The sequence below is a fragment of the Gracilimonas sp. genome, assembly GCF_040218225.1.
Lineage (GTDB): Bacteria > Bacteroidota > Rhodothermia > Balneolales > Balneolaceae > Gracilimonas.
In genome coordinates this window covers 553,424-575,232 of record NZ_JAVJQO010000004.1, presented here as the reverse complement: position 1 = coordinate 575,232, position 21,809 = coordinate 553,424, and the positions used below count along the sequence as shown (strand labels likewise).

The 21,809-nt window shown below is 40.8% G+C and carries 23 protein-coding genes and 1 other RNA gene; 9 read left to right on the top strand and 15 right to left on the bottom strand.

Annotation, left to right across the window (positions count from 1 at the left end):
• Positions 1-53 precede the first annotated feature (53 nt).
• The 4 genes from RIB15_RS06610 to RIB15_RS06595 all read right to left on the bottom strand — a co-directional run bounded on the left by RIB15_RS06610 (position 54) and on the right by RIB15_RS06595 (position 5,165).
• Positions 54-1,331, bottom strand: a complete 1,278-nt coding sequence (locus RIB15_RS06610; protein ID WP_350201363.1) for a sensor histidine kinase — start codon at positions 1,329-1,331, stop codon at positions 54-56.
• Positions 1,328-2,017: a response regulator transcription factor gene (locus tag RIB15_RS06605; protein ID WP_350201362.1), complete on the bottom strand. Its 690-nt coding sequence runs from the start codon at positions 2,015-2,017 to the stop codon at positions 1,328-1,330. The genes RIB15_RS06610 and RIB15_RS06605 overlap by 4 nt, the downstream gene beginning before the upstream one ends.
• A gap of 93 nt (positions 2,018-2,110) precedes the next feature.
• On the bottom strand, positions 2,111-2,524 hold the full coding sequence (locus tag RIB15_RS06600) for a DoxX family protein (protein WP_350201361.1): 414 nt from the start codon (positions 2,522-2,524) through the stop codon (positions 2,111-2,113).
• Between the two features lie 16 nt (positions 2,525-2,540).
• Positions 2,541-5,165, bottom strand: a complete 2,625-nt coding sequence (locus RIB15_RS06595; RefSeq protein ID WP_350201360.1) for a M14 family zinc carboxypeptidase — start codon at positions 5,163-5,165, stop codon at positions 2,541-2,543.
• Positions 5,166-5,407: 242 nt separating this feature from the next.
• Here RIB15_RS06595 and RIB15_RS06590 point away from each other — a divergent pair, with 242 nt between their 5' ends.
• Positions 5,408-5,947 carry a YceI family protein gene (locus RIB15_RS06590; RefSeq protein ID WP_350201359.1) on the top strand — a complete coding sequence of 180 codons (540 nt, stop codon included), beginning with the start codon at positions 5,408-5,410 and terminating at the stop codon, positions 5,945-5,947.
• A gap of 210 nt (positions 5,948-6,157) precedes the next feature.
• A complete protein-coding gene (locus RIB15_RS06585) occupies positions 6,158-7,168 on the top strand; it encodes an isoaspartyl peptidase/L-asparaginase family protein (RefSeq protein ID WP_350201358.1) in 1,011 nt (336 codons plus the stop codon).
• A gap of 60 nt (positions 7,169-7,228) precedes the next feature.
• Here the strand turns inward: RIB15_RS06585 and RIB15_RS06580 are convergent, their stop codons facing one another.
• The 6 genes from RIB15_RS06580 to RIB15_RS06555 form a co-directional block, all read right to left on the bottom strand.
• The gene (locus RIB15_RS06580) at positions 7,229-8,017 is read right to left on the bottom strand and encodes a hypothetical protein (RefSeq protein ID WP_350201357.1); all 789 of its coding nucleotides are present in this window, start codon (positions 8,015-8,017) and stop codon (positions 7,229-7,231) included.
• Positions 8,018-8,117: 100 nt separating this feature from the next.
• Positions 8,118-8,954, bottom strand: a complete 837-nt coding sequence (locus RIB15_RS06575; RefSeq protein ID WP_350201356.1) for a purine-nucleoside phosphorylase — start codon at positions 8,952-8,954, stop codon at positions 8,118-8,120.
• Positions 8,955-9,013: 59 nt separating this feature from the next.
• Positions 9,014-9,670: a DivIVA domain-containing protein gene (locus RIB15_RS06570; RefSeq protein WP_350201355.1), complete on the bottom strand. Its 657-nt coding sequence runs from the start codon at positions 9,668-9,670 to the stop codon at positions 9,014-9,016.
• Positions 9,671-9,715: 45 nt separating this feature from the next.
• Positions 9,716-10,072, bottom strand: a complete 357-nt coding sequence (locus RIB15_RS06565; RefSeq protein ID WP_350201354.1) for a hypothetical protein — start codon at positions 10,070-10,072, stop codon at positions 9,716-9,718.
• Positions 10,073-10,087: 15 nt separating this feature from the next.
• Complete coding sequence (locus RIB15_RS06560) at positions 10,088-10,399, bottom strand: hypothetical protein (RefSeq protein ID WP_350201353.1); 312 nt, start codon at positions 10,397-10,399, stop codon at positions 10,088-10,090.
• Positions 10,400-10,460: 61 nt separating this feature from the next.
• Complete coding sequence (locus RIB15_RS06555) at positions 10,461-11,165, bottom strand: YggS family pyridoxal phosphate-dependent enzyme (protein WP_350201352.1); 705 nt, start codon at positions 11,163-11,165, stop codon at positions 10,461-10,463.
• Between the two features lie 196 nt (positions 11,166-11,361).
• On the opposite strand from RIB15_RS06555, the gene RIB15_RS06550 reads away from it, so the two are divergent.
• The 5 genes from RIB15_RS06550 (at position 11,362) to RIB15_RS06530 (ending at position 15,325) form a co-directional block, all read left to right on the top strand.
• Positions 11,362-12,423: a Nif3-like dinuclear metal center hexameric protein gene (locus RIB15_RS06550; protein ID WP_350201351.1), complete on the top strand. Its 1,062-nt coding sequence runs from the start codon at positions 11,362-11,364 to the stop codon at positions 12,421-12,423.
• A 10-nt stretch (positions 12,424-12,433) separates the two neighbouring features.
• Positions 12,434-13,168, top strand: a complete 735-nt coding sequence (locus tag RIB15_RS06545; RefSeq protein ID WP_350201350.1) for a zinc ribbon domain-containing protein — start codon at positions 12,434-12,436, stop codon at positions 13,166-13,168.
• A 210-nt stretch (positions 13,169-13,378) separates the two neighbouring features.
• Positions 13,379-13,732, top strand: an RNA gene (rnpB, locus tag RIB15_RS06540) — RNase P RNA component class A.
• An 87-nt stretch (positions 13,733-13,819) separates the two neighbouring features.
• On the top strand, positions 13,820-15,109 hold the full coding sequence (locus RIB15_RS06535) for a hypothetical protein (RefSeq protein ID WP_350201349.1): 1,290 nt from the start codon (positions 13,820-13,822) through the stop codon (positions 15,107-15,109).
• Between the two features lie 33 nt (positions 15,110-15,142).
• A complete protein-coding gene (locus RIB15_RS06530) occupies positions 15,143-15,325 on the top strand; it encodes a hypothetical protein (RefSeq protein WP_350201348.1) in 183 nt (60 codons plus the stop codon).
• A gap of 4 nt (positions 15,326-15,329) precedes the next feature.
• Here the strand turns inward: RIB15_RS06530 and smpB are convergent, their stop codons facing one another.
• The 4 genes from smpB to RIB15_RS06510 form a co-directional block, all read right to left on the bottom strand.
• Positions 15,330-15,803: an SsrA-binding protein SmpB gene (smpB, locus tag RIB15_RS06525; RefSeq protein WP_350201347.1), complete on the bottom strand. Its 474-nt coding sequence runs from the start codon at positions 15,801-15,803 to the stop codon at positions 15,330-15,332.
• A 103-nt stretch (positions 15,804-15,906) separates the two neighbouring features.
• Positions 15,907-16,332, bottom strand: a complete 426-nt coding sequence (locus tag RIB15_RS06520; RefSeq protein WP_350201346.1) for a hypothetical protein — start codon at positions 16,330-16,332, stop codon at positions 15,907-15,909.
• Positions 16,333-16,340: 8 nt separating this feature from the next.
• Complete coding sequence (locus RIB15_RS06515; protein WP_350201345.1) at positions 16,341-17,561, bottom strand: site-2 protease family protein; 1,221 nt, start codon at positions 17,559-17,561, stop codon at positions 16,341-16,343.
• Between the two features lie 13 nt (positions 17,562-17,574).
• Positions 17,575-18,810: an arginine deiminase gene (locus tag RIB15_RS06510; protein ID WP_350201344.1), complete on the bottom strand. Its 1,236-nt coding sequence runs from the start codon at positions 18,808-18,810 to the stop codon at positions 17,575-17,577.
• Between the two features lie 122 nt (positions 18,811-18,932).
• Between RIB15_RS06510 and RIB15_RS06505 the strand changes: the two genes are divergently transcribed.
• Both RIB15_RS06505 and RIB15_RS06500 read left to right on the top strand, forming a co-directional pair.
• Positions 18,933-19,787, top strand: coding sequence for a transglutaminase-like domain-containing protein (locus RIB15_RS06505; protein ID WP_350201343.1), 855 nt, complete (start codon positions 18,933-18,935; stop codon positions 19,785-19,787).
• Positions 19,787-20,194: a DUF3052 family protein gene (locus RIB15_RS06500; RefSeq protein WP_350201342.1), complete on the top strand. Its 408-nt coding sequence runs from the start codon at positions 19,787-19,789 to the stop codon at positions 20,192-20,194. The genes RIB15_RS06505 and RIB15_RS06500 overlap by 1 nt, the downstream gene beginning before the upstream one ends.
• On the opposite strand, the gene RIB15_RS06495 is transcribed toward RIB15_RS06500, so the two are convergent.
• A complete protein-coding gene (locus RIB15_RS06495) occupies positions 20,191-21,663 on the bottom strand; it encodes a sensor histidine kinase (protein ID WP_350201341.1) in 1,473 nt (490 codons plus the stop codon). The two genes, RIB15_RS06500 and RIB15_RS06495, sit on opposite strands and share 4 nt — an antisense overlap.
• Positions 21,664-21,809 lie beyond the last annotated feature (146 nt).

The window sequence follows — 21,809 nt, the reverse complement described above, 5'->3', positions numbered from 1 at the left end:
TTACCGCTCAATCATGCCTTAATTTTGAATCAATCCTGAAGCAAATTTGAAGATCAGCCTGTTTTTACAGTCTTTAAACTAATTTCCAGATGGTGCCATGAATTTTCATTCACATAAGTGATATCCATATCATTTTGATCGGCAATTCGCTTGATGATGGACAGCCCCAGGCCAATGCTATTTGAACTTGGATCAGCTTTCTTAAATCGTTCAAATAACTGCTCAGGTTTAACTTTTAAATTGTTACCGGTATTAGATACTTTTAGTTTTTCTGGTGTCAGAATAACCCTGATGCTCCCATCTTTAATATTATGACGGATTGCATTCTGAAACAGATTGCTCCAAAGTATTTCTGCCAGCACAGGATGCATGTTAATGGACACCCCATTCTCAATTTCCGTGTTGATAGTCAGGTTATGGAGCTCTGCAAATTCTTTAAAAGCCTCTATTCCCTCTGTTATCAAGTTGCTAAGATTTACTACTTCACCATCTATGAATTCATGATTCTCGATTTTGGTGAGCAACGCCAGAGACTCACTTAATCTGGATAACTTTTTGATCGTTTTCTCCAGACTTTCTACATACCTGTATTGCTCTTCATTCAGCGGTGTTTCTGTGAGTAACTCCAACTTTCCTTTGGCTATTGCAAGGGGAGTCTGAAGTTCATGGGAAGCATTTTCCGCGAATTCTTTTAGATTTTTATAGTCCGATACCGCTTTCTTTGTCATCTCTTCAACAAACTGATTCAGGTCTTTAAACTCCTGAACATTTGTTTTCTCAGCTTTGAGGAACTCACTCTCGTTCAGCTGAAATCCCTGAATCCGTTTAAGCGTATTTCGGAAAGGCTTGAACAGCGGACCAGAAACAAAGTATCCTATCCCGATGGCACCAGCCACCTGAAGCCCTAAGATCCACAGAAGAATGGTGATTACGGCTTCGCGAACATCATTCGACTCAATCATATTTCCATACGTGGATATATAGTATGTAGTGTCCTGAATGGTGCGGTAGGCCGATACTTTTACGTTTTTTTCCTCCTGCTCAAGCCGGCTATCCCAAATTAATGTATCTGTTACTTCTACATTATTTTCAAGATTATAGGGAAGACTCCTGATGACCAGGTTCTCATCCTGATTAACTCCTTCCAGCCCCTCAAAGGTTTTGCCCTGTTCCAGCAAATACGTTACCCGATCTATCCGATCCAGAAATTCCCATTTCAGCTCTTGATCTATTTCATCCTTTATAATGTAATAGGATATAACGCCACCTATTCCCAAAACGATGGTACTCACAAATAAGTAAATAAGCAGGAATTTGGTTATCAGCTTCATGACACTTTTTTGTTCGTGTTGAACTTATAACCAATACTATACACGCTTTCTATATAGTCGGTGCCTCCGGCTTCAGCTAATTTTTTCCGAAGGTTTTTGATGTGCTGATATACAAAATCCAGGTTCTCAAGATGGTCTACATAATCTCCCCACAAATGCTCCGCTATGGTTTGTTTGGAAAGCACATGGTTTTTATTAGACGTAAAATAGACCAGCAGATCATATTCCTTGGGCGTCAAATCAACAGGGGTATTATTTACTGCAACCTCCATCGTTTTTGTATTGATGGAAATTTCATTGACCTCCAGAACCTCCTTCCCGCCCAAGTTGTTTCTACGGTTAACCGCTTTAATACGAGCCTGAAGTTCAGCCAGCTGAAAAGGTTTTGTTAGATAATCATCTGCACCAAGTTCCAATCCTTTCACTTTATCATCTAAAGAGTTCTTTGCAGAGATAATAATCGTTCCTGTTTCAGGCTTAACGGACTTCAACTCTTGCAAAACCTGAAGTCCATCTCCGCCGGGAATCATGATGTCAATGAGGGCTACGTCATAGGTATACGACATGATCTTGTTAAACGCAGTGTCATAGTCTTCTGCTGTTTCACAGATATAGCCTTCCCTTTTGAGGTAGGTAAGAATATTTTCGAGCAAATCAGGGTTGTCTTCGACTATAAGCAACTTCATAACAACCCAAAATACCTTTTAACTTTGAAGGAAAGCTGAAGAATCCCCTGATATTCTGTTGATTTTACGTTGTTTATAAAAACTTAAGTGAGTTTAGCCACCCATTTTCTTGTCTACCGAGTATTTCCCTCCACCCATAAACAGTATAACAACAAACATTAGCAAGAATAACAGGGACTTTTCCTTGGCACTGAATGGGTCTCCGGCATGAGCAAAAAATAAAGCTACTGCCATATTAATGGAAAGAATGATTGCTGATAGTCTTGTCCAAAGACCCAAAGTGATAAACAAGCCGCAAATTCCTTCCGCAAAAGCCGCGAGAATAAGTGAAAGCTCTGGCCCAATCCCAATGGGATCTCCAAAGCTAAAATCGCCGGCAAAAACTTTCATCAGTTTTGGAAGGCCATGAGTGAAAATAATAAGACCGGCCCCAATTCTTAATAATAATACGGCATAATCGGCGCTTATAAATTTATTGATATTTGTAGATAGCAACTTCTTATACATAACTACTTAATATTTTTTAAAAGCTGTTTGGTAAAATAATACTATTTATAAGAAGCCTTTCAGGGCCTCTCCAATATAAACGGAAGGTTGGTTCTTCGGGAAACAGGATAACATTACCACGTCCCATAGGTTCGTGTATCAGATATGGATTGCCACTAAAATTTTGTTCATTTTCTTCGAAGATAAATCCACTCATTTTAGGGCTTTCAGTGTCATAAACGGCTACATTTGCTCCTTTTTCGCTTGGCGTAAATATATTTGAACTGAATACATGCACGGGTAACTCATCCTCAAATCCCAGAGTGAGGAAGTGATTCAGGTCTAAATTCGCCTTTAAGATGGCTCCCGGAGTAAAGTCTACAGAGGTATCTTCCTGGCTGCCCAAAAGACGAGAGCTGGTAAGGTTGACCTTTTCGTTAGCGGCAAAAACAGCTCCCTCTTTGATTCCTATAAATGTTCCACCATTCGAAATCCAGTTTTTTAAGGAGGAGATTCCCTGCTCTCCTAAACCGTTCAGGTATCCTGATGAAGATCCCGGTGGCAAAATGATAACATCAAAATCATATAAATTTGCACGGTTAAAATCCTCGAACCGTACTGCTGTAAAATCTAACTTATATCTCTCTTCCAGGTTAAACCAGATAGCACCAAACCCATTTTCACTAACCGGCTCTTCCATCAAAACCATAACTTTGGGTTTATGCAGACTTACGACATTTCTTGAGCCAAGCAAAATGCCTTTTTCTGTCCAGGCAGCGTCGGTCGTTTCTACTCGTATTCCTATTTCTGTTGCTAAAGCATTTATCCGATCATATAGATTAGCAGGATTTCGCTGAACACGTGCTATTACCACGCCTCGCTTATAGTCTTTCCCATTCAAGCTTACTTGCTTTGTGGAAATAGAAACGTTGAATTCTTCTTGAATCAGCCGGCTTAAAAGGCGTGCCGCATCATTCGACTGGTAATCAAAGTAGTAGGCATAATTGGCTTTTTTGCTCCCAACTACACCTCCCTCTCTCTCTGGCGTACCTGAGATTTCTACCAAGCCGCTTATTTCGCGGGTCAACCCAGCAGTATTAATATTGTAAGTCAAAGGCAACGACCATGCAGTTACATCATAAAATCCGAGCGATTGTTTGGGAGCATTTTCTCCTACAGATTTGTTGTAGTCATAAGCTTTTAGCGCTTCTTCGAGAAACTCAGGTTGTATATCCGTATTTCTTTCCAGCAGCACTTTCGCCAGTCGTTTATTGGGTTGAGCCATTGGTACAACAAATGTTCCGGCTGGAAGTGTAATTCGTTCATTTCTCCCAGACAGATAATTAATTCCTTGTGCGGTTTTTTGCTCCCCCGTTTTATACACTTTAATTTCATGATCCAATAATAGTCTCACCAAGTCATGCACGTCATTTTCCTGACTTCCAGGTACCAGTGCTATTTGTTTAACTGTTTCGCTCTTGACTTCATCCATTCCACTTTTAAAAAAGCTGTAATAATCCAGTAACATTTTTTCACGGTTTTGAGCCGTCGTGATAGCAGTGGCAATACTTGCTACTACATGGTGGTGGATGGCTTTTTTCAGGGTTGAGAGTGTACCATCAAGTTTGCGGTATACCAAACCTTTATCTCCTCCTCCATTGGTTTCATAGGTCATCCCAATAGCCCCATTGAAAGCAGGATAGGAATCCCAATAACCAGGATAATGTAAATCAAAGACTTCCCGGGCATAATAAGTCCAACCAAATTCATCAAAAGCCTTTGCGTTATTTTCGCCAATTACATTTGCCCATTTATTGGTAGTACCCGGATAATTAGGGTTTACAGGAATAGCATAGGGAGCAAAAAAGTATTCTTCTGGTTCTCCATGATAGTCAACCCAAACTTGCGGGCTCCAATACTGCATGTTCTCAGAAACTATTTTACTCTCATCCTGAGTAAGAGCAAAACCATCCCGATTCATATCAATTTGATAGCGACTATTGCTGTTCGACATTCGCCAGTCCCCGGCATGCTCTGATGCAATCCTGTCCGGAGTTCCGCCTCCAACAATCGAAGCCTTCATCCAGGTCACATGCCGCTGGTGGCTGTCCGGGTTGTGTGCAGTGTTAATTACAATAACCGATTCGTCCAACACGGCTTGCGTTTCCGAATCTGTACCAGCAGCAAAATGATACGTAACCTGAAGTCCAGCTTCGAAGGCTGCCGACTCATCTCCGTCATTAGCATAGTTCATCCACGTTATAACCGGAGTATTAGATGCGATCTCCCGCGCTTCCTCATTTGAAGTATTTACCGGATCCTTGAGGCTACTAACTTTAGTTCGGATACTTTCCAGCCTGGCCATATTTTCTTCAGAGCTAATGACCACCAGATACATATCTCTGCGCTCCATAGATTTGCCTATTTTAATAACTTCAACACGCTCCGGAGCTTGCTCTTTCAAAAGGTGAATGTAGTCAATCATCTGGAAGTGATCCGTAAGATAACTTCCAGCTTCGTAACCAAGAAACTCCTCAGGCGATGTAATTTCGGGGTTGTAGGTAGCGTCAGGCCAAAAAACCATTTGAGCCTGAATACCCATGCTTTGTAAAACACAGATTGCTATTACTATTGCCTGTACTATTTTGATCTTCTTTTTCATGCCCTATAAACCTTAATTAGTTTGGAGCACTAATAAATTAATTTTTCATCTTTAAAACTAATTCCCAAACTGTTTTAGCTTCTTTTTGCAATTACCTCATCCAGCACCATACAGAACGCCTCCCATAAATCCTGACAAGTTTAATAATTGAGCCAATAGGAACTATCTATTGTGAGGATGAGTTAATAGTACGTAATTTAGTTCAACATTAAATTATTTAATACTAATCTAATTATATTATTATGGCAACCTGGAATATAGACCCTACTCATTCAGAGATTCAGTTTAAAGTAAAACACCTGGTTATTTCAACGGTAACTGGTAATTTCAAAAGTTTCAATGGCTCTCTGACTACAGAGGGTGATTCTTTTGAAAATGCTTCTGTAAAATTTGAAGCAGATATTGACAGCATCACCACAAACAATGCTGACAGAGACACTCACTTAAAGTCTGACGATTTCTTTAACGCTGAACAATATCCTAAACTCAAGTTTGAATCTACCTCTTTCAAAAATAAAGGCGGAGACAATTACGAACTGACCGGAAATCTTACCATCCGCGACATCACAAAAGAGGTAACACTAAATGTGGAGCATGGCGGAACTGTTGATGATCCATATGGTCAAACAAAAGCTGGTTTTGAAATTAACGGTTCAGTAAATCGTAAAGAATTTGGACTAAAATGGAATGCCGTCACTGAAGCTGGCAGTGTAGTAGTTGCCGATCAAGTGAAATTACACCTGAATGTTCAGGTAGTAGAAAGTGCGCCAGTAGAAGCATAAAATCACTTCTTAATTTACGTATAGAGGGGCAGTCTTTGCTGAGGCTGCCCTTTTTTTATGCCTGATTTCAGCATCTATTTTTTTAATCACGACGCAGTATTTCTATAGTCATTAAAAACCTAACTGCTAAAATAGGTAAATGAAAAGCTCTACACTTTAAAATGGGTTTTTTGAGAGTTATAATCCATCAAAGCTAACTAACTACCTGTTATGAAAAACATTTTCTTTGCTCTTCTATTGTTCACTTTTACTCTGGGATGCACACAATCCCAAGACGCTAACTCTTCGCAACCCGCTCAAAAAGAATGGGCTATTGCCCTGCATGGAGGCGCCGGCTATGTTTCAAAAGACATGCCTGAAGATCGCAAAGAAGCTTATATGAAATCTCTGGAGGAAGCCTTAAACATTGGTGCTGAAATCTTGGAAAATGGGGGTTCTGCATTAGATGCAATCGAGAAAACAGTCAACTACCTGGAAGACAACGAACTCTATAATGCAGGAAAAGGAGCTGTATTTACTTCGGAAGGAAAAAATGAACTTGATGCAGCTATCATGGATGGTTCAACCCTGAATGCAGGTGCCATTACCGGTGTAACTACGGTAAAAAACCCGATCTCTTTAGCCAGAAAAGTTATGACTGAATCGAAGCATGTTTTCTTTTCTGCTGATGGCGCTGAAACCTTTGCTGATGAAACAGATGTGGAGCGCGTAGATCCTGAATACTTTTATACCGAACGTCGTTTTCAATCGCTGAAAAGAGCACAGGCTGAAGAACAGGAGTCAAGTCTGATTGAAACTAATCAACAAAAAGAATGGAAATACGGAACCGTTGGAGCTGTTGCTCTGGACAAAAATGGCAACCTTGCCGCGGCCACATCCACGGGTGGCATGACCAATAAGAAGTATGGCCGTGTTGGCGATGTGCCTATCATTGGGTCAGGAACCTATGCCAACGACTTAATTGCTGTATCTGCCACAGGATGGGGAGAGAAAATCATGTTAAACGTTTCAGCACATACACTGGCTGCTTACATGGAGTTTAAAAATACCTCGCTGCAGGCATCTATGGATTACCTGGTTGATGACGTGCTTGAGCCCGGTGACGCCGGCTTTATCGCCGTTGATAAATATGGCAACATTTCTATGAAAACAAATACCGGATCTATGTTCCGCGCTGCAACTGATTCTGACGGAAATAAAGAGGTAGGAATCTGGGAATAGTTTCAAAAAAAAGTAGAGACACAAATCTTTGTGTCTCTACCAGATTATTAAGTTTTGAAATTATTCTAAGCCCAAACGAAATTGATCCCGCAGTTCCTGAATATAAATTCCGATATCATTTCTCAGTTCAAACAAAACGGAATGGAACTCCAGGTATTCTTTTTTAGCAAAGAGTGATTTCTTCTTCAGAGCTTGAAGCAGTTCAAGCGCATGGTTTGCACTTGCTAAAGCTTTTTTAGAGTAAGCTATATTGGCACCAATATATTCCTGCTCAAACCCAAATGAGTGCCCGCCTGCAAGCTTGGCTCCAATCTTTAAGGTTTCGTCTACAAATTCCTGAAAGTCTTTAGACTGCTGTTTTGCGGGAACCGTTTCGGCCCACTTCAGAATATCTACAGCAAATTCCTTGGCTTCAAAGAAAGCTTCAAGATCCTCGAGTGAGCCATAGTCCGTATACATATACTCGTCACTCAGGCTTTTCCACTCTTCCCCTTCATCGAACTCATCATAATCTTCATCTTCTTCAGACTGATCCATCAGGCCATCTCCATTCAAGCCAAAGAGGAAATCCTCGTCATCCCAGTCGTCATCCTCATCATCCCAATCATCTTCGTCTTCCGGGAAATAGGCTTCATCCATCAACAGTTCTTCCTCTACATAGGCTTCAAAGGCGTCGTCCTCATTTTGACTTTCCTGAAGCAAAGTCAGCCATCTTGGAGTATTTCCTTTCGGGTCGGAAGCTATAAACTTTCTAAGCTGCTCACTTTTTTTCTCTACTTCGTTTAAGTGAGCTTCCCACTTGAATTCGTCCCACTGTTCATCATCGAATCCATCAAAATGCTGTTGCATATAGGCAGGCTATTGGTTGCTGTTTATTATAAAAAAGGAATTGTTGGTAGTAATGCAATACTTTGTGGAAAAGTAACGCTTTTTGTGGATAAAAAGTTGTTTATAACCGCTCTAAAACATTAATAATTACCTGGGTCATTTTGGGCTCGGCCATAGCCGCAGCAGCCAGCACATCTTCAATATCCACCGGTTCTAACGCATCAGGAAAGCACTCATCTGTAATTACTGAAATACCAAGTACATCCATGCCCATATGAACGGCCGAAATTACTTCCGGAACAGTACTCATTCCTACCACATCTGCACCAAGCTGACGCATATATCTGTATTCCGCTTTTGTTTCCAGCATAGGGCCGGTTACAGCAAGGTAAACTCCCTGATGCATCTTGATAGAGTTTTCAAGAGCGACATTCTCTGCCAGCTCCAACAATCGCTCTGTATATGGTTCACTCATATCAGGAAAGCGCGGTCCCAACTCATCATCATTTGGGCCAATAAGAGGATTGTCACCCAAAAAGTTGATATGGTCCTTAATCAACATAATATCACCCCGGCTGAAGTTTGGATTCAGGCCTCCACAAGCATTACTCACAAATAGTGACTGAGCACCAATAGCCTTTGCCACACGAACCGGAAAAGCAATTTGCTGCATGGTATAACCCTCATAGTAATGAAAACGCCCCTGCATGGCTACCACTTCCTTTCCGCCAAGCCTTCCGAAAATCAGCTTTCCCGCATGGCTTTCTACCGTTGACACCGGGAAGTGAGGAATATCAGCATAGCTTATGACTTGTTCGGCCTCTATTTCGTCGGCGAGCTGCCCCAAACCTGTACCGAGAATAAGCAGATATTCCGGCTGAAACTCCGTTTCTCCCTTGATAAAATTTACTGCTTCATCTCTTTTATTTCGAAATTCCTCAACCGTATCGTATTTCATAGAGTTTCTTTAATGGGTGTCAATTGGCTGTATACAGATCTGCAAAAATACGGCAACGGCTAATCTATTTCATCAAGAATATCATCTAGCCGGTCGCTTCCGGGAGGAAATGCATGGTCCTCTTCCTCATCATCTTCATTTTCTTTTTTTGCTGATTTCACACCGTCAGCCTCACCCTCTTCATCAAGCATAAACTTGGTTGGGCGCTTCACATTATCAAGCGACTCTTCCAGCTTCTCTTCTTTAGGAAGCTGAAAAACTTCCATTTCGTCTTTACCGAATTGCTCCACCGATTTCTTAGCGTTTTCGAGATAAGAGCTTATTCCGTTTATAATTTCTTCCCGACGATCCAGCAACCGGAGAATACTCTGGCGGATTTGCTGCCGGTTGTGGTTTGCTTCCTTGATGATGGCATCCGCTTCCATTTCAGCTTTTTCGAGGGTGTTTTTTGCTTCCTGTTTTGCACCGGAAACCTTTTGCTCCATCGACTCTTTTGCCGTTTGCAGTGTTTCATGCAGTGCATCTTCCACCCGCTCGTAGTGCTTTACACGTTCGGTCAGCTTATCAATTTGCTGCTCAAGCTCTTTATTTTTATTGATCAGGTGTTCAAATTCATTTGATACCAGCGTAAGAAAAGCCTGTACATCTGCTGTATCATACCCGCGAAGCCCCTTCTCAAAAGTTTGTTGTTTTATTTCAAGCGGAGTGAGTTTCATAACCAAGTGTTTTTTGTGGACCTTAAAGCTTAATTAAAATACCATTTATTCGTTTAACATGTTCCTGAGATTTCCATCCTCATCTTTTTCTTTTTTAGATGTTGAACGAACTTCCTCTTCTTCTATTTCAATTTCCGGCATCGACTTCTCTCCGTCATCAACCAGATAGCGTTCTTCTTCAATATCAGCAACCGCTTCTTCAAGACTGGAAATACGCCGTTCTGTATTCTTTTTAAACTCGCCCAACGCTTTGAAAAACTGAGGGTTTATATCTCCAGAAGAATTTTTCCCTTGATCGATTTTTGCTTTTATAAGATTGTATATGCCGGTCAAAACCAAGGCTGTCAGCCCTGTTCCAAATACGATTGCAACAATCGATAAAATCATAATTTCTTCAGGCATAGTTACTCCAGTATATTAAGCTCTTGTTTTCCTTTTTGAACCGATATTATCGGAATTTTGACCTTCAACTTCATCCTCAATTTCAATATCACTCAGTGAATCAGAATTACTTGCAGAGGCGTGTCGCTTTTCTTCGGTTACAATAGCCTCCAGGTTTTCCACACGAGATTTCAGATTGTGAACTACCTTTCTCATTTCATTAAGTTCACGGGAGCTTCCAAGGCGTTTTTCCTCCATTTCCATTTCCTTTTCTTTATAAGCATATAAAAGTCCGCCTATAACAGATGCTAATGCTACAACAGCATACCATGGTAATCCAAATAACATAATGCCCTCTTAGAATTTAGTTAAGGTTCTTAAATATAGCTTAAAATTACTACGCGTCAAGCTAATCATAGTTGCGCTCACCAAAGATGGCACTACCTATTCTCACCATCGTTGCTCCTTCCTGAATAGCCACTTCCATGTCGTTGGTCATGCCCATCGAAAGGTGCTCCAGGTTTACGCTGCCGCCATTGTATTTTTGGTGTGAATCAAAAAGCTGTTTCAGCAGTTTAAATTCTGAACGCACGTCTTCTGCATCATCAACAAAAGTAGCCATTCCCATTAATCCCCGAACACTCACATGCTCATAATCTTGTGCCGACTTTAAAATATTAGCCAAATCTTCTGGCTCACAGCCACCTTTCTGCTTTTCACCACTAATATTCACCTGTATCAAAGCATTTATTACCCGATCAGCGTTACCCGCTCTTTTGTTAATCTCGTTCAGGTATTTAGCCTTTTCTACAGAGTGTATCCAGTCTACCCGATCAGCAATGTATTTGATTTTATTGGTTTGAAGATTTCCAATAAAGTGCCAAACAACCTCCGGCAGTTCTATCTCAGCCATTTTATCTTCAAGCTCTTTCATCCGATTTTCCCCGAACTGTAAATGTCCGGCTTTAATAGCCGTCAGGATATCCTCCGTGGGTTTGGTTTTACTTACCGCTACGAGGACAATCTCGTCAGGGTCTCTGCCTGATTCGGTAGCAGCCTTTTCAATTTTTTGTTGAATTGATTTAAGGTTTTGGGCGATATCCTGGTCACTCATTACAAAAAATGTTCTTTTTTTAGCGATTCTGTGTAATTAACCACAAGATAAGCTTTTATCATTCATCAATAAGCCTTATTTTTGGAAGCTCTAAGGCTATCGTAATTAATGGTTACTTATTTATTGAACGCATACAAATTCATACATCATCCGTCCAAAAGGTCGTCGGGTTTCAAAGTGCAAGGAGATAGATAGCATGTCAACCCGAATCCGGCAAATATCTACCTTCCTTAATCAGTGGGCTCCTCCCAAAGTAAAAATGGATTATGATAATGTCGGATTACTCGTCGGAGACCCAAATGCTCCGGTAACTTCTATTCTTACCTGCCTCGATGTAACCGACAGTGTTGTAGCTGAAGCCATAGAAACAGGCAGCGAACTTATTGTTGCCCATCACCCGCTTATCTTCAGTAAAATTGGAAGCATTAATCCAACTGATGAACAGGGCCGGATTATTTACAAGCTTATTAAGAATGATATAGGCTTGCTGGTAGCTCACACGAACTTAGACGCTGCCCTTGATGGTGTTTCTTTTGTATTAGCTAATATGCTGGGTCTGGATAACCTGAAGTTTTTAGATAAAAATTATTCCATCAGCCGAAAGATTCGTCTTATTACTTCTCACAAAGACAGTGATGCTGTCCTGAAATTGTTGAATTACCATTCTGCAGAAGAGGCCCACTATTTTGATGTAAATAGTCGCGAAGATGGGCTCAAATGTTTTGAAGCTATTATTGACCAGCACAATGTGTCTGTTCTTAAAAAAGCCCTCAAAAGCGAGGGTATGTTGAAAGAAGGTAGTTTCCAGGTTATTGACCTTGCCTCTACTTCCCAAAACTTTGGCATGGGTGTAATTGGTGAATATCCCGAAAAAGGAATTGGCAAAAATGAATTCTTACACCTTGTATCGAAGGCTTTGAACGTGAAGGCCATTCGATTTTCCGGTAACGTTGACCGTATTAAAAGCGTGGCTGTATGTGGCGGTGCAGGAGTATTTTTGAAGGATAAAGCCATCGCCGCCGGCGCTCAGGCTTTTGTAACTGCTGATATTAAATACCATGATTATTTCACTGAAGCCGATAACTTTTTACTTGTAGATGTTGGCCATTATGAAAGTGAATTCCCGGTAGCCGAGGCTTTAAAGAACGAACTTTCTGAAGCATTTGAAGAACTTGAAGTATCTGTAACCCGAACCGTAACGAACCCGATGCAGGTATATGTATCGGAGCCTGAACCGAAAACTATTCAACCAAGCTGAAACTCACTCCATGAACGAAGTATTACAAAAATTAGCCAACCTCCAATACATTGACAGTCGCATAGACGAGCTGAAACAGCTTCGGGGCGACCTTCCGGAAGAAGTGCTGGATCTGGAAACTGACATCGCCCGCAAGGAAGCCAAGCTCAACAACCTTGAGGAAGAAGATCAGAACCTTACTGTTGAGTACGACAACCTGCAACTTGATCTTAAAAGCTCTGAAGAAAAAATTCAGAAGTACGAAGATCAGCAAATGAGTGTTCGCAATAACCGCGAATATGATGCTCTCACCAAAGAGATCGAAGCTCAGAAGCAGGTTATCGAAAACGCGGAGTCTCGCCTTAAGGAAATAGAGAAACGTAAAGAGGAAATCGGCCCGGAAATTGAGAAGGCCAAAGAAGAACTTGAAGCTGCTCAGAAATTATATGATGAGAAAAGCGAAAGCCTCGATGACGTTGTAAAATCTACTGAAGATGAAGAAAAAGAACTTCTCAAGAAAAGAAAAGAGGTAGAAGAAGAGATTGACGACCGCTACATGCGCAGCTATAACCGCCTCCGTGATGGTTTGAATAATGGCATGGCTGTTGTAGCAATGGACCGCGGTGCTGCCCTGGGAATGGCGCTGCCACCACAAACTCAGGTTGAAGTACGCCGCAAAAACAAGATCATCATCGATGAAAACAGCGGGCGGATTGTGGTAGATCAGTCTTTCTTTGACAAAGCTAAAGAAGACTTATCTATCTGATGTAATTGTTTTCGGATCAGCACATTGTTTATGAAAAAAGGGAAGTGGTCGACTTCCCTTTTTTGTTTTGACCCGTTGCTGTCATTCTTGCGCAGGCAGGAATCTGGTTCTTTGAAAACCATCCGTGCCTTTTCAACAACCAGATCCCGGGCATTCGCCACGAGATGACCTCTATTAATTCCTATTCTAAAAAACCCTATCTTTATTCGACAGGAAAGCCAGGTAATCGCCTGGCACATTTATGTGCCGGGAGGAAAGTCCGGACACCAACAAGTACCGTGCTCCCCGATTCGGTTCAGCCGACGAAGGGGAGGCTTCCCCGCAGGAATGCCGGGATGACAGATAGTGCAACAGAAAACAGACCGCCTCAACTTGTTTGAGGTAAGGGTGAAAAGGTGAGGTAAGAGCTCACCGTCCCGTACCGTGAGGTCGGGAGCAGTGTAAACCTCGCGGGGTGCAAGTTCATGCAGATGGTATACGCCACTTGTCGTGACGCCATCGGGTAGAACGCGACAGACAAATGATTACCCTCGACAGAATCCGGCTTACAGGCTTTCCTGTTGACTTTATATGAAAACCCCGCTCTTAGCTGAGAGCGGGGTTTTGTTTTTTCAAATTAATTCAATTACTTACCTCTAAAAAGAGGGTATTATGACGGCGGAAATTGCAGTAATGAACAGAAAAGCAGTGGCACTTGCTGCTGATAGCGCTGTGACTATTGGGGGTTCAGGTAAAATATATAGCAGTGAGAATAAATTATTTACCATTTCAAAGTACCATCCTATTGGTATAATGATTTTCAATAATGCGCAATTCATGAATATACCATGGGAGGTAATAATAAAATCCTACCGTAATGATATTGGTGATAAAAGCTTTGATACAGTTAAAAGTTGCTCAGAGCACTTTTTAAACTGGCTTAGAAATATTCAGAAACAGATTCTAAGTGAACAGGAAAGGGCTGATTTTATAGCCACTACATTTATAAATACTGCAACTAATTTAAGCGCTAATGCTCGAAACCATATGCTTGAGTTGATTTACTCTAAGTCAGAGAGTGACACAGTCGAACAAAGTGATGTTGAAGATGCTTTTATGAACTTTTTTGAGGAAGCAAAAAAAATATTAAAAGAAAATGACCGGATTTGTGACTTAAAACCAAGTGATATTTTGCTGGATGAAAAGGCCATTCCCAAATTGATAGAGGTGAGCTTAGAGCGTGCAGAAGTGAAAATTAAGCTATCAAAAAAGAAATTAGACCTTATTAAGCATGTAACATTTGAAGTTATTTGTAAGCATATGACAAATTACACTGGTGTTGTATTTGCAGGCTTTGGAGAAGAAGAGTACTTCCCATCAATTACATCATATAAAATTGACGCGCTTTATGATGGAAAACTAAAATATATATTATTTAAAGAAACTGATAATAGGGGTTTAGCCACAATTATTCCTTTTGCTCAAAGTGAAATGGTTAATCGATTTATTGAAGGAATCGACCCCGCTTTTATGAACTTCTTTGGTGAATATATAGAAGATATTATCAATGAATACCCTTCAAAAATTTTAGACTCTTTACCAGATATTGAAACAAGTAAAAAGAAAAGCCTTACTAAGCAAATATCTAAAATCAGTAAAAGCTTAAAAGAAGACTTAAGACAAAACTTAGAAGAATTCACTAATGAGAAGTTTGTTCAACCTATAATAAGCAATCTTGATAATTTACCTCTAGATGAGCTGGCTGAAATGGCACTGTCTTTAGTAAATATCACCTCCTTTAAACGAAAAGTGTCAATAGATGAGCTTGAAACGGTAGGAGGCCCCGTAGATGTTGCTGTAATAACAAAAGGTGATGGATTTATTTGGATAAAGCGTAAACATTATTTTGATCCAAAATTAAATCATCATTTTTTTAATAATTATTACAGAAAAAAAGATTAAATTGATATAAATAATTCTATTAAATTCAGTCTTATGAAAGATTTACTAACAATAGACTTTTCCAAAAATTTCAATTTTGATACATATAAACGGAAAAGTAGTATGAACTTTAAAGCCCCAAAGAAAGTTGGTGAAGATTTAGCTAAGAATCACATGGATTATGTAGAATCTGAATTAAAGAAGTGGAAAGAAAAAAACAAAGAAGCTACTAAGTAACTTTCTACATATTAATCTTGTAATTCCCCTTCACGTTGCGCTCAATCTGGCGTTTCACATCTTTCTCTTTGATGGAATCTCTCTTATCGTACTGCTTTTTACCTCTGGCAATACCGATCAGCACCTTGGCATTTCCCTTTTTGAAGTAAAGCTTTAGCGGAACAATGGTATAGCCTTTTTGTTCCGTTGCTTTTTCAAGCTCTCTTATTTCCCTTTTGTTAAGCAGTAATTTTCTGGGGCGGGTTTCATCGTGATTGTAATACGAGCCGTGTTCATAGGGCTTGATGTACATGTCCCGCAAATACACTTCACCATTTTGGATATATGCGAAAGTATCTGCAAAGCTGGCTTTACCCTGACGTAACGATTTCACCTCGGTTCCTTTCAGAACCAAACCGGCTTCGTAGGTCTCCTCGATGTTATAATCGTGGCGAGCCTTTCGATTTTGAATGGTTGGTGATGTTTTCTTATCTGACATATAACTTCCCTCTTATTGTCATTCCGGCCTCTGAGCCGGAATCTTTATACATATTTGGGTTGCCTTTTTATGAAGATTCCGCATCAAGTGCGGAATGACAAAGCTAAATTTCGAAACCTAATTCTTTTAGCTTTTCCATTATTTCTGGTTCCGGGCTTCGGTTTGGAAATGTCCGGTAAATGCCCAAAATCTGTTCGGTTTCTGCTATTGCTTTCTCATTCTCCGGGTTGATTTCAAGCACAGCTATAAATTCACGCAGTGCATTGTTTGCATTTTCCCGCATTTGGGAAGGGTCGGAATTATATATCAGGTAAATTCCATGCTGCAGGTGTACTTCTTCCTTCAAAGCAACAACTTCCGGAGAAGTTGGGCGGCCGTCCAGAATAGCCATGGCATCTTCAAACTTGGCTTCCTCCACCAAACTGTTTACCTGCTGATCAAGCGTTTGTTCTTGCTCAGCTTTCTTTTCAGGCTGATTACAAGCAGTTAAAAGTCCTATTGCAAGGATACCAAAAAGTATTGTTCTCATTGATTTCATTAATTCATATAAATTGGATTCAGACTAATACAGAGTAATAAGATAAGCATACTTAACCAGCCTATCACGCGCCGGGTGGGTGATAATTTTTCTTCAATATCCACCGGCGGATGCTCCACCCCAACTACAAATGCGATGAAAAAACTCCATATAACCCATATGTAGTCGCCTTGCCCTGCTTCCACTCCCCCAACTGTATAATTATAAGCTACGGAGCCGATAATAGAGAAAGTCATCATTGCGTAAACCCAGTATCGATCTGAGCGAAAAGCACGGTTCATCAGAATAAATAAAATAAACCCCCAAACCACATATTCCGCCAGCGGCATGGTAGTGTAACCAGAAATTAAATCTCTCAACAGTGGAAGCATTTCAGCACCGCCAATTGCTGTAACCATAGTAAAAAACAGCCGTGCTACAATTTTATGCTTTTTATGCCCAATAAGTGAGTAGAGAATATGTCCCCCATCAAGCTGACCAACGGGCATCAGGTTTAGTGCTGTAAAAAACAGCCCCAGCCATCCGGCAAATAAAAAGGGATAGTGATACATCTCCCACATTGGCGGCACGTTTTCAAACATGGATGCCAAAGCAGTATACAATAGTGTATTTCCAACTGTTAAAACCCCCTGTCCGTCAACCTTATCTGTTTTAAAATCCGGATAAGTACCATTCTGAGCCACATATTCTTTAAGCTCTTCGTGCCCTGAAAAATTTTGCACATATTCGGCCGGCTCAGGCAATGTGGCAAAGCCAACCAATAAAACAATCAACGCCACAATAAAACCGGCTACAGGGCCCGCTGCACCTATATCAAACAGCTTATGCATTTTTCGAATGCGCTCCTTGATTCGAATAACTGCCCCCAGTGTACCTATTCCAATTGGAAGGGGGATGTAGTAGGGAAGTGTCACTTTTATTTTGTGATGAACTGCTGCAAAATAATGCCCAAACTCGTGAACTGTGAGAAAGGAGAGTAACAATCCAGCAAAAAGCACCCCTCTCAGTAAGTCTGTAGAATTCGGGATGGCAAAAGGAAATAGAACCGGATCAAATCCCACAAAATTTGCGCCGGTCATCGTCACAAAGAAAAACGTGAGTAAAAACAGCCCCAGATGTTTTAAAATCGTTTTGGTATCGGGCTTATTTTTGGGCTCTTCTTTACTGGAAAGGACTTCAAAATCGCTTTTAACTTCCTCTTGATATGGGTTTGAACTCAATCGTCTCTTTTTCTTAATAGGTTAGCGGCTTTCTGGAAATCGGCAAGGTCATACAGCGAGCGCCTCCTCGTCCACGACAAAGCTCGTGTCCCTGGAAACTGATAGCTATTTTTTGCCCGGCTTTAGGCGTGAATCCTTCTTTACTGAATTCCTCGATAAACTCAAACTGATTCATCAGGTCATAACCATGATCAACCAGCGTGTTAAAAGTATTGGTATTACGTTCATAGCCAACGATTATTCCCGGTGCTAACGCAAAAACATTAGCGCCATCCGTCCACTGCTCGCGGAATTGATTAGTTCGGTCTTCACCGCCGCACTTAATGAAATTAAAGTCATAACCGGTTGATTCTTCCAGTGCTGATTTCAGTGAGCCCTTCATTTCTGTTTTAATAGAACTCCCATCTTTAAATAGAGCAACCACATTGTTGTTCTGCTCTAAAATAGCCGGAGGGAATACAATACACTCATTTTTATCTGCGAAAGTAAAAATAGTGTCTAGGTGCATAGAGGAGCGTTGTTTTGGAATATCAACAGCCAGAACCGTTTCAACACCACTGTTCAATAAACCTTCAGTTCCTTTCATTAATCCACTGAAAGAGGTTCTTTCACTCATCCCAATTAAAACCAGTTTCTCTGAAACCACCAACACGTCTCCACCTTCAATAGACTGATGGCCGGATATTTTTATAGCATTCTCTCTGACGCTCTCAAATAGGGGATGAAATTCTACCAGTGTTTCCATTAGCAAAGACTCTCGTAACCGAGCCTTTTTAGCTGCCCGTGAAATTAAGATGTTATCACCCACAACAGCTGCCAAGTCTCTTGTGAAAAGCAGATTTGGAGAAGGATTTAGTGAAAATCCTTTGGAGTGCTCCAGGTATCCCTGAGTTACGAAAATCAGTAGTTCTTTGGGATTCAGTTTATGAAGGTCTTTTTCCACAACGTGGAGGTTTTCTTCAGGAAACTCTTTTATCAGCTGTTCAATGAAAAAAGACCGGGCATCTTCATTTTTAAATACTTCGATGCAAAGATCAATGATTTCGATCACATTGCCATCAGCTGGCATCGCCGTTTTAAAGACTTCCAGCATGTCCAGATGTTCTATCCGGGCGTCTTCCTCAAAGATAATATCATCGAATAGCAGTTCGTCTTTAAGCTCAGGATTGACCAGCGAAACTTCATGTCCGGGAGTATGTACAATCACTCCCTGAAGGTGTCCTATTTCAGAAGAAACATTAATATCCATAGATTGGTTAGATAATTGATTTAATGAAGCTGTGAAATATAACGGTTACAAACCGCATTTATAAGAAGTAATTGGCTTTGTGAATCAATATCTTGACCGGCCAAGGTAAATGAAAAGAGATTATGACTTCTAAGACAGAAATAGAATCGTTGCTTTTTTTAATGGATGACCCTGATCCATTTGTGCAACAAAGTGTCGAAAGCCGTCTTCAGGAACTTGGCGAGAAAGCCGTTCCGCTGCTTGATGAATATCGTTCCGAGATTAGTGGAGAAGACGCAAAAAGCCGTGTAAATGATGTAATTCACAAGCTTACCTTTGATACACTCGAATCTGATTTCATCGAAATTCTCGAGCATGGCATCAAAACCCGTAAGTCACTAGAGACCGCTGTGTTTACCCTGGCCCGGTTTGGAAACCCAACGCTCAGAATATCAGAATATCAAAATAAGCTGGATCACTTTGCACAAATGATTGAGCCCCAGATTAAGTATAAGCTGGATGAAAAGCGCAAAATGAAGCGCATGCTTAAATTCATCTTTGAAGACCTCAACTTCAGGGGCGATACAGAATCCTACCACGCTCCCAAAAACTGTTTCCTGAATCAGGTCATTGACCGCAGAAAAGGCCTTCCTATTTCTCTGAGTCTTGTTGTGATGTTTATAGCCCACCGGCTGGAAATGCCTTTTTTTGGTATCAATATGCCCATTCACTTTATGCTGAATTATGTGGGTGATAAGGAAGAGCTTTTAATAGATCCATACGATGACGGGGCCATTGTTACCTATGATCAGTGCTATTTCTTTCTGAAGAAAAACAATATTGATCCCCGACCCGAGCACTTCCAAATTGCCACCAACCTCGATATCATACTGCGGTGTATTCGTAATCTCATTCATAGCTACGAACGCCAGGAAGAACTTGAGAAAGTTGAAGACCTCCGCAAGCTTTTGAATGTGGCAGAAATGTATCAAGACTGATGGCTGGCTATTCAGGAACACCTCTCCTGAAAAAACTTGGCATTAAGCCCGGTTATTCCGTTTTTCTTGTCAATCAGCCAAAGCACATCTTAGAAATACTAGGTGATTTTCCCGATGATGTCACTCTTGTAGACAACAACTATCACGATCTCATAGATTTTATTCATGTGTTTTGCAGAAACGAAGAAGAGCTGAACAATTTCTTTCCTCCCCTTAAAGAAAAATTAGCAAAAGATGGCACTTTATGGGTTTCCTGGATTAAGAAGTCATCTAAGGTTGACACCGACATCACCGGAAACGAAGTGCGTTCACTTGGCCTTCAAATTGGCCTTGTTGATGTGAAGGTATGTGCCGTGGACGAAGACTGGTCCGGATTGAAATTTGTGTACCGTAAAGAAGATCGTTAGTCAGTTTTATTTTCTGAAGGAAATTTAAAAATATACTCGGCTCCTCCACTCGTTTTGTTGCTTACTTTCATGCTGGCATCCAGTTGAGAGGCAAATGAATCGATCAGCATTGAGCCCAGACTTTCGTCGGTTTTGGGGTCAAAGTCTTTGGGTAATCCAGGCCCATTGTCTGAAACAGTCAAAATAATTTCCCCTGCCTCTTTTTTCAGAATAACATCAAGCCGTCCCTTCTTGTTTTTACTAAATGCATGTTTGAATGCATTCACCACCAGTTCATTAATGAGTAGTCCACAAGGAATCACCCGATCTGTCTCCAAAAAAACCTCTTCCAGTTCAAAATTGAGGTCCACGGCTTCTTTATAATCGGAGAACGTTCCATGAATAGCCTGCACCAAATCATTGATGTAGTTATTGAGCTGTATTTCTGAAAGCGACTCTGTTTTGTATAGTTTCTCGTGAATTAACGCCACTGATTGTATGCGTGCCTGACTGTTTTGCAGCACGTCTTTTGCTTCCTGACTTTCTGTGCTCCCTTCCTGCAGCTCTATAAGTCCCGAAACTATCGTCAGGCTATTCTTTACGCGATGATGAATTTCACGGAGTAATACCTCTTTCTGTTCTAAAGAAGCCTTTATTTCTTTTGTTTTGGATTTTACGCTTCTCTTTAAAACTATTACCCACCCAACAATCAGGATCATGAAAAAAGTGGAGGTCGCGGCTATCAGGTAAAGATAGAACTGGGGAATTCCCTTAAAGTCAAGGTCCTCCGGAGTTCTTAGAAATAATTTAAACGTTCTTTCTTCCGGAAACTCTGGGTTATACTCTGTAATAATTCCTTCAACCGAAATCCTGTCACCAACCTGAAGAACATCGAACTCGAACTCATCAAAGAGACGGTGAAAATTTGAAACGTATACCATCATACTTTTTGATGAACCTTCGGATGAAATACGCACATACTTTCCGTTAAAGGTGCTGCCTTTTTCTATGACTTTCCCTTCCCCCTTAACCAACATTCCAAGGTAATTCTGCGGCGCTTCAATGGCGTCAGATAAGAAGTTTATCTTTATCGGGGATGAAGTCTTGAATACCTTGTATGAATCAATATGAACCTCTGCGAGCCCGTTGTATCGTTCGATCATCCCTGTCGCCACTATGCTGTCCCCGACTTCAAACGGAGTTTCGATTTCCATTGCGAAAATCGACATTCCAGCCGAATCGTTCTGAACAAAAGCTTGCAAATAGTGTTCATGAAGCAAGCCGGTGCCTATGTTAGCAATACCCGTGATGGTCACTTTTTGGCCAAGGTAGTCAAGCTTATGGTCGCCGTTGGTATCGGAGCGGATTTCGGAAAAGGTCCAGAGAGAATCAGAAGTAGCCTGAGCGTTTCCCGGGGCACTACACAAAGCCCACGGTAAAATAAAAGCCAATAATAATAGCTTAATCCTTACGAGAAAATTTCTAATCATTATTCAACCAAGCAGTTAACCTAAAGCCGGAAAAGTCATTTAAAATATTTCCATACATTAAAAAAATAAAGCTTTCGTCTTTATATCTATAATGTTTTTATGACTTTTATCGACTTAAACCAGATGGTTGTTAAATAGATTGTCCG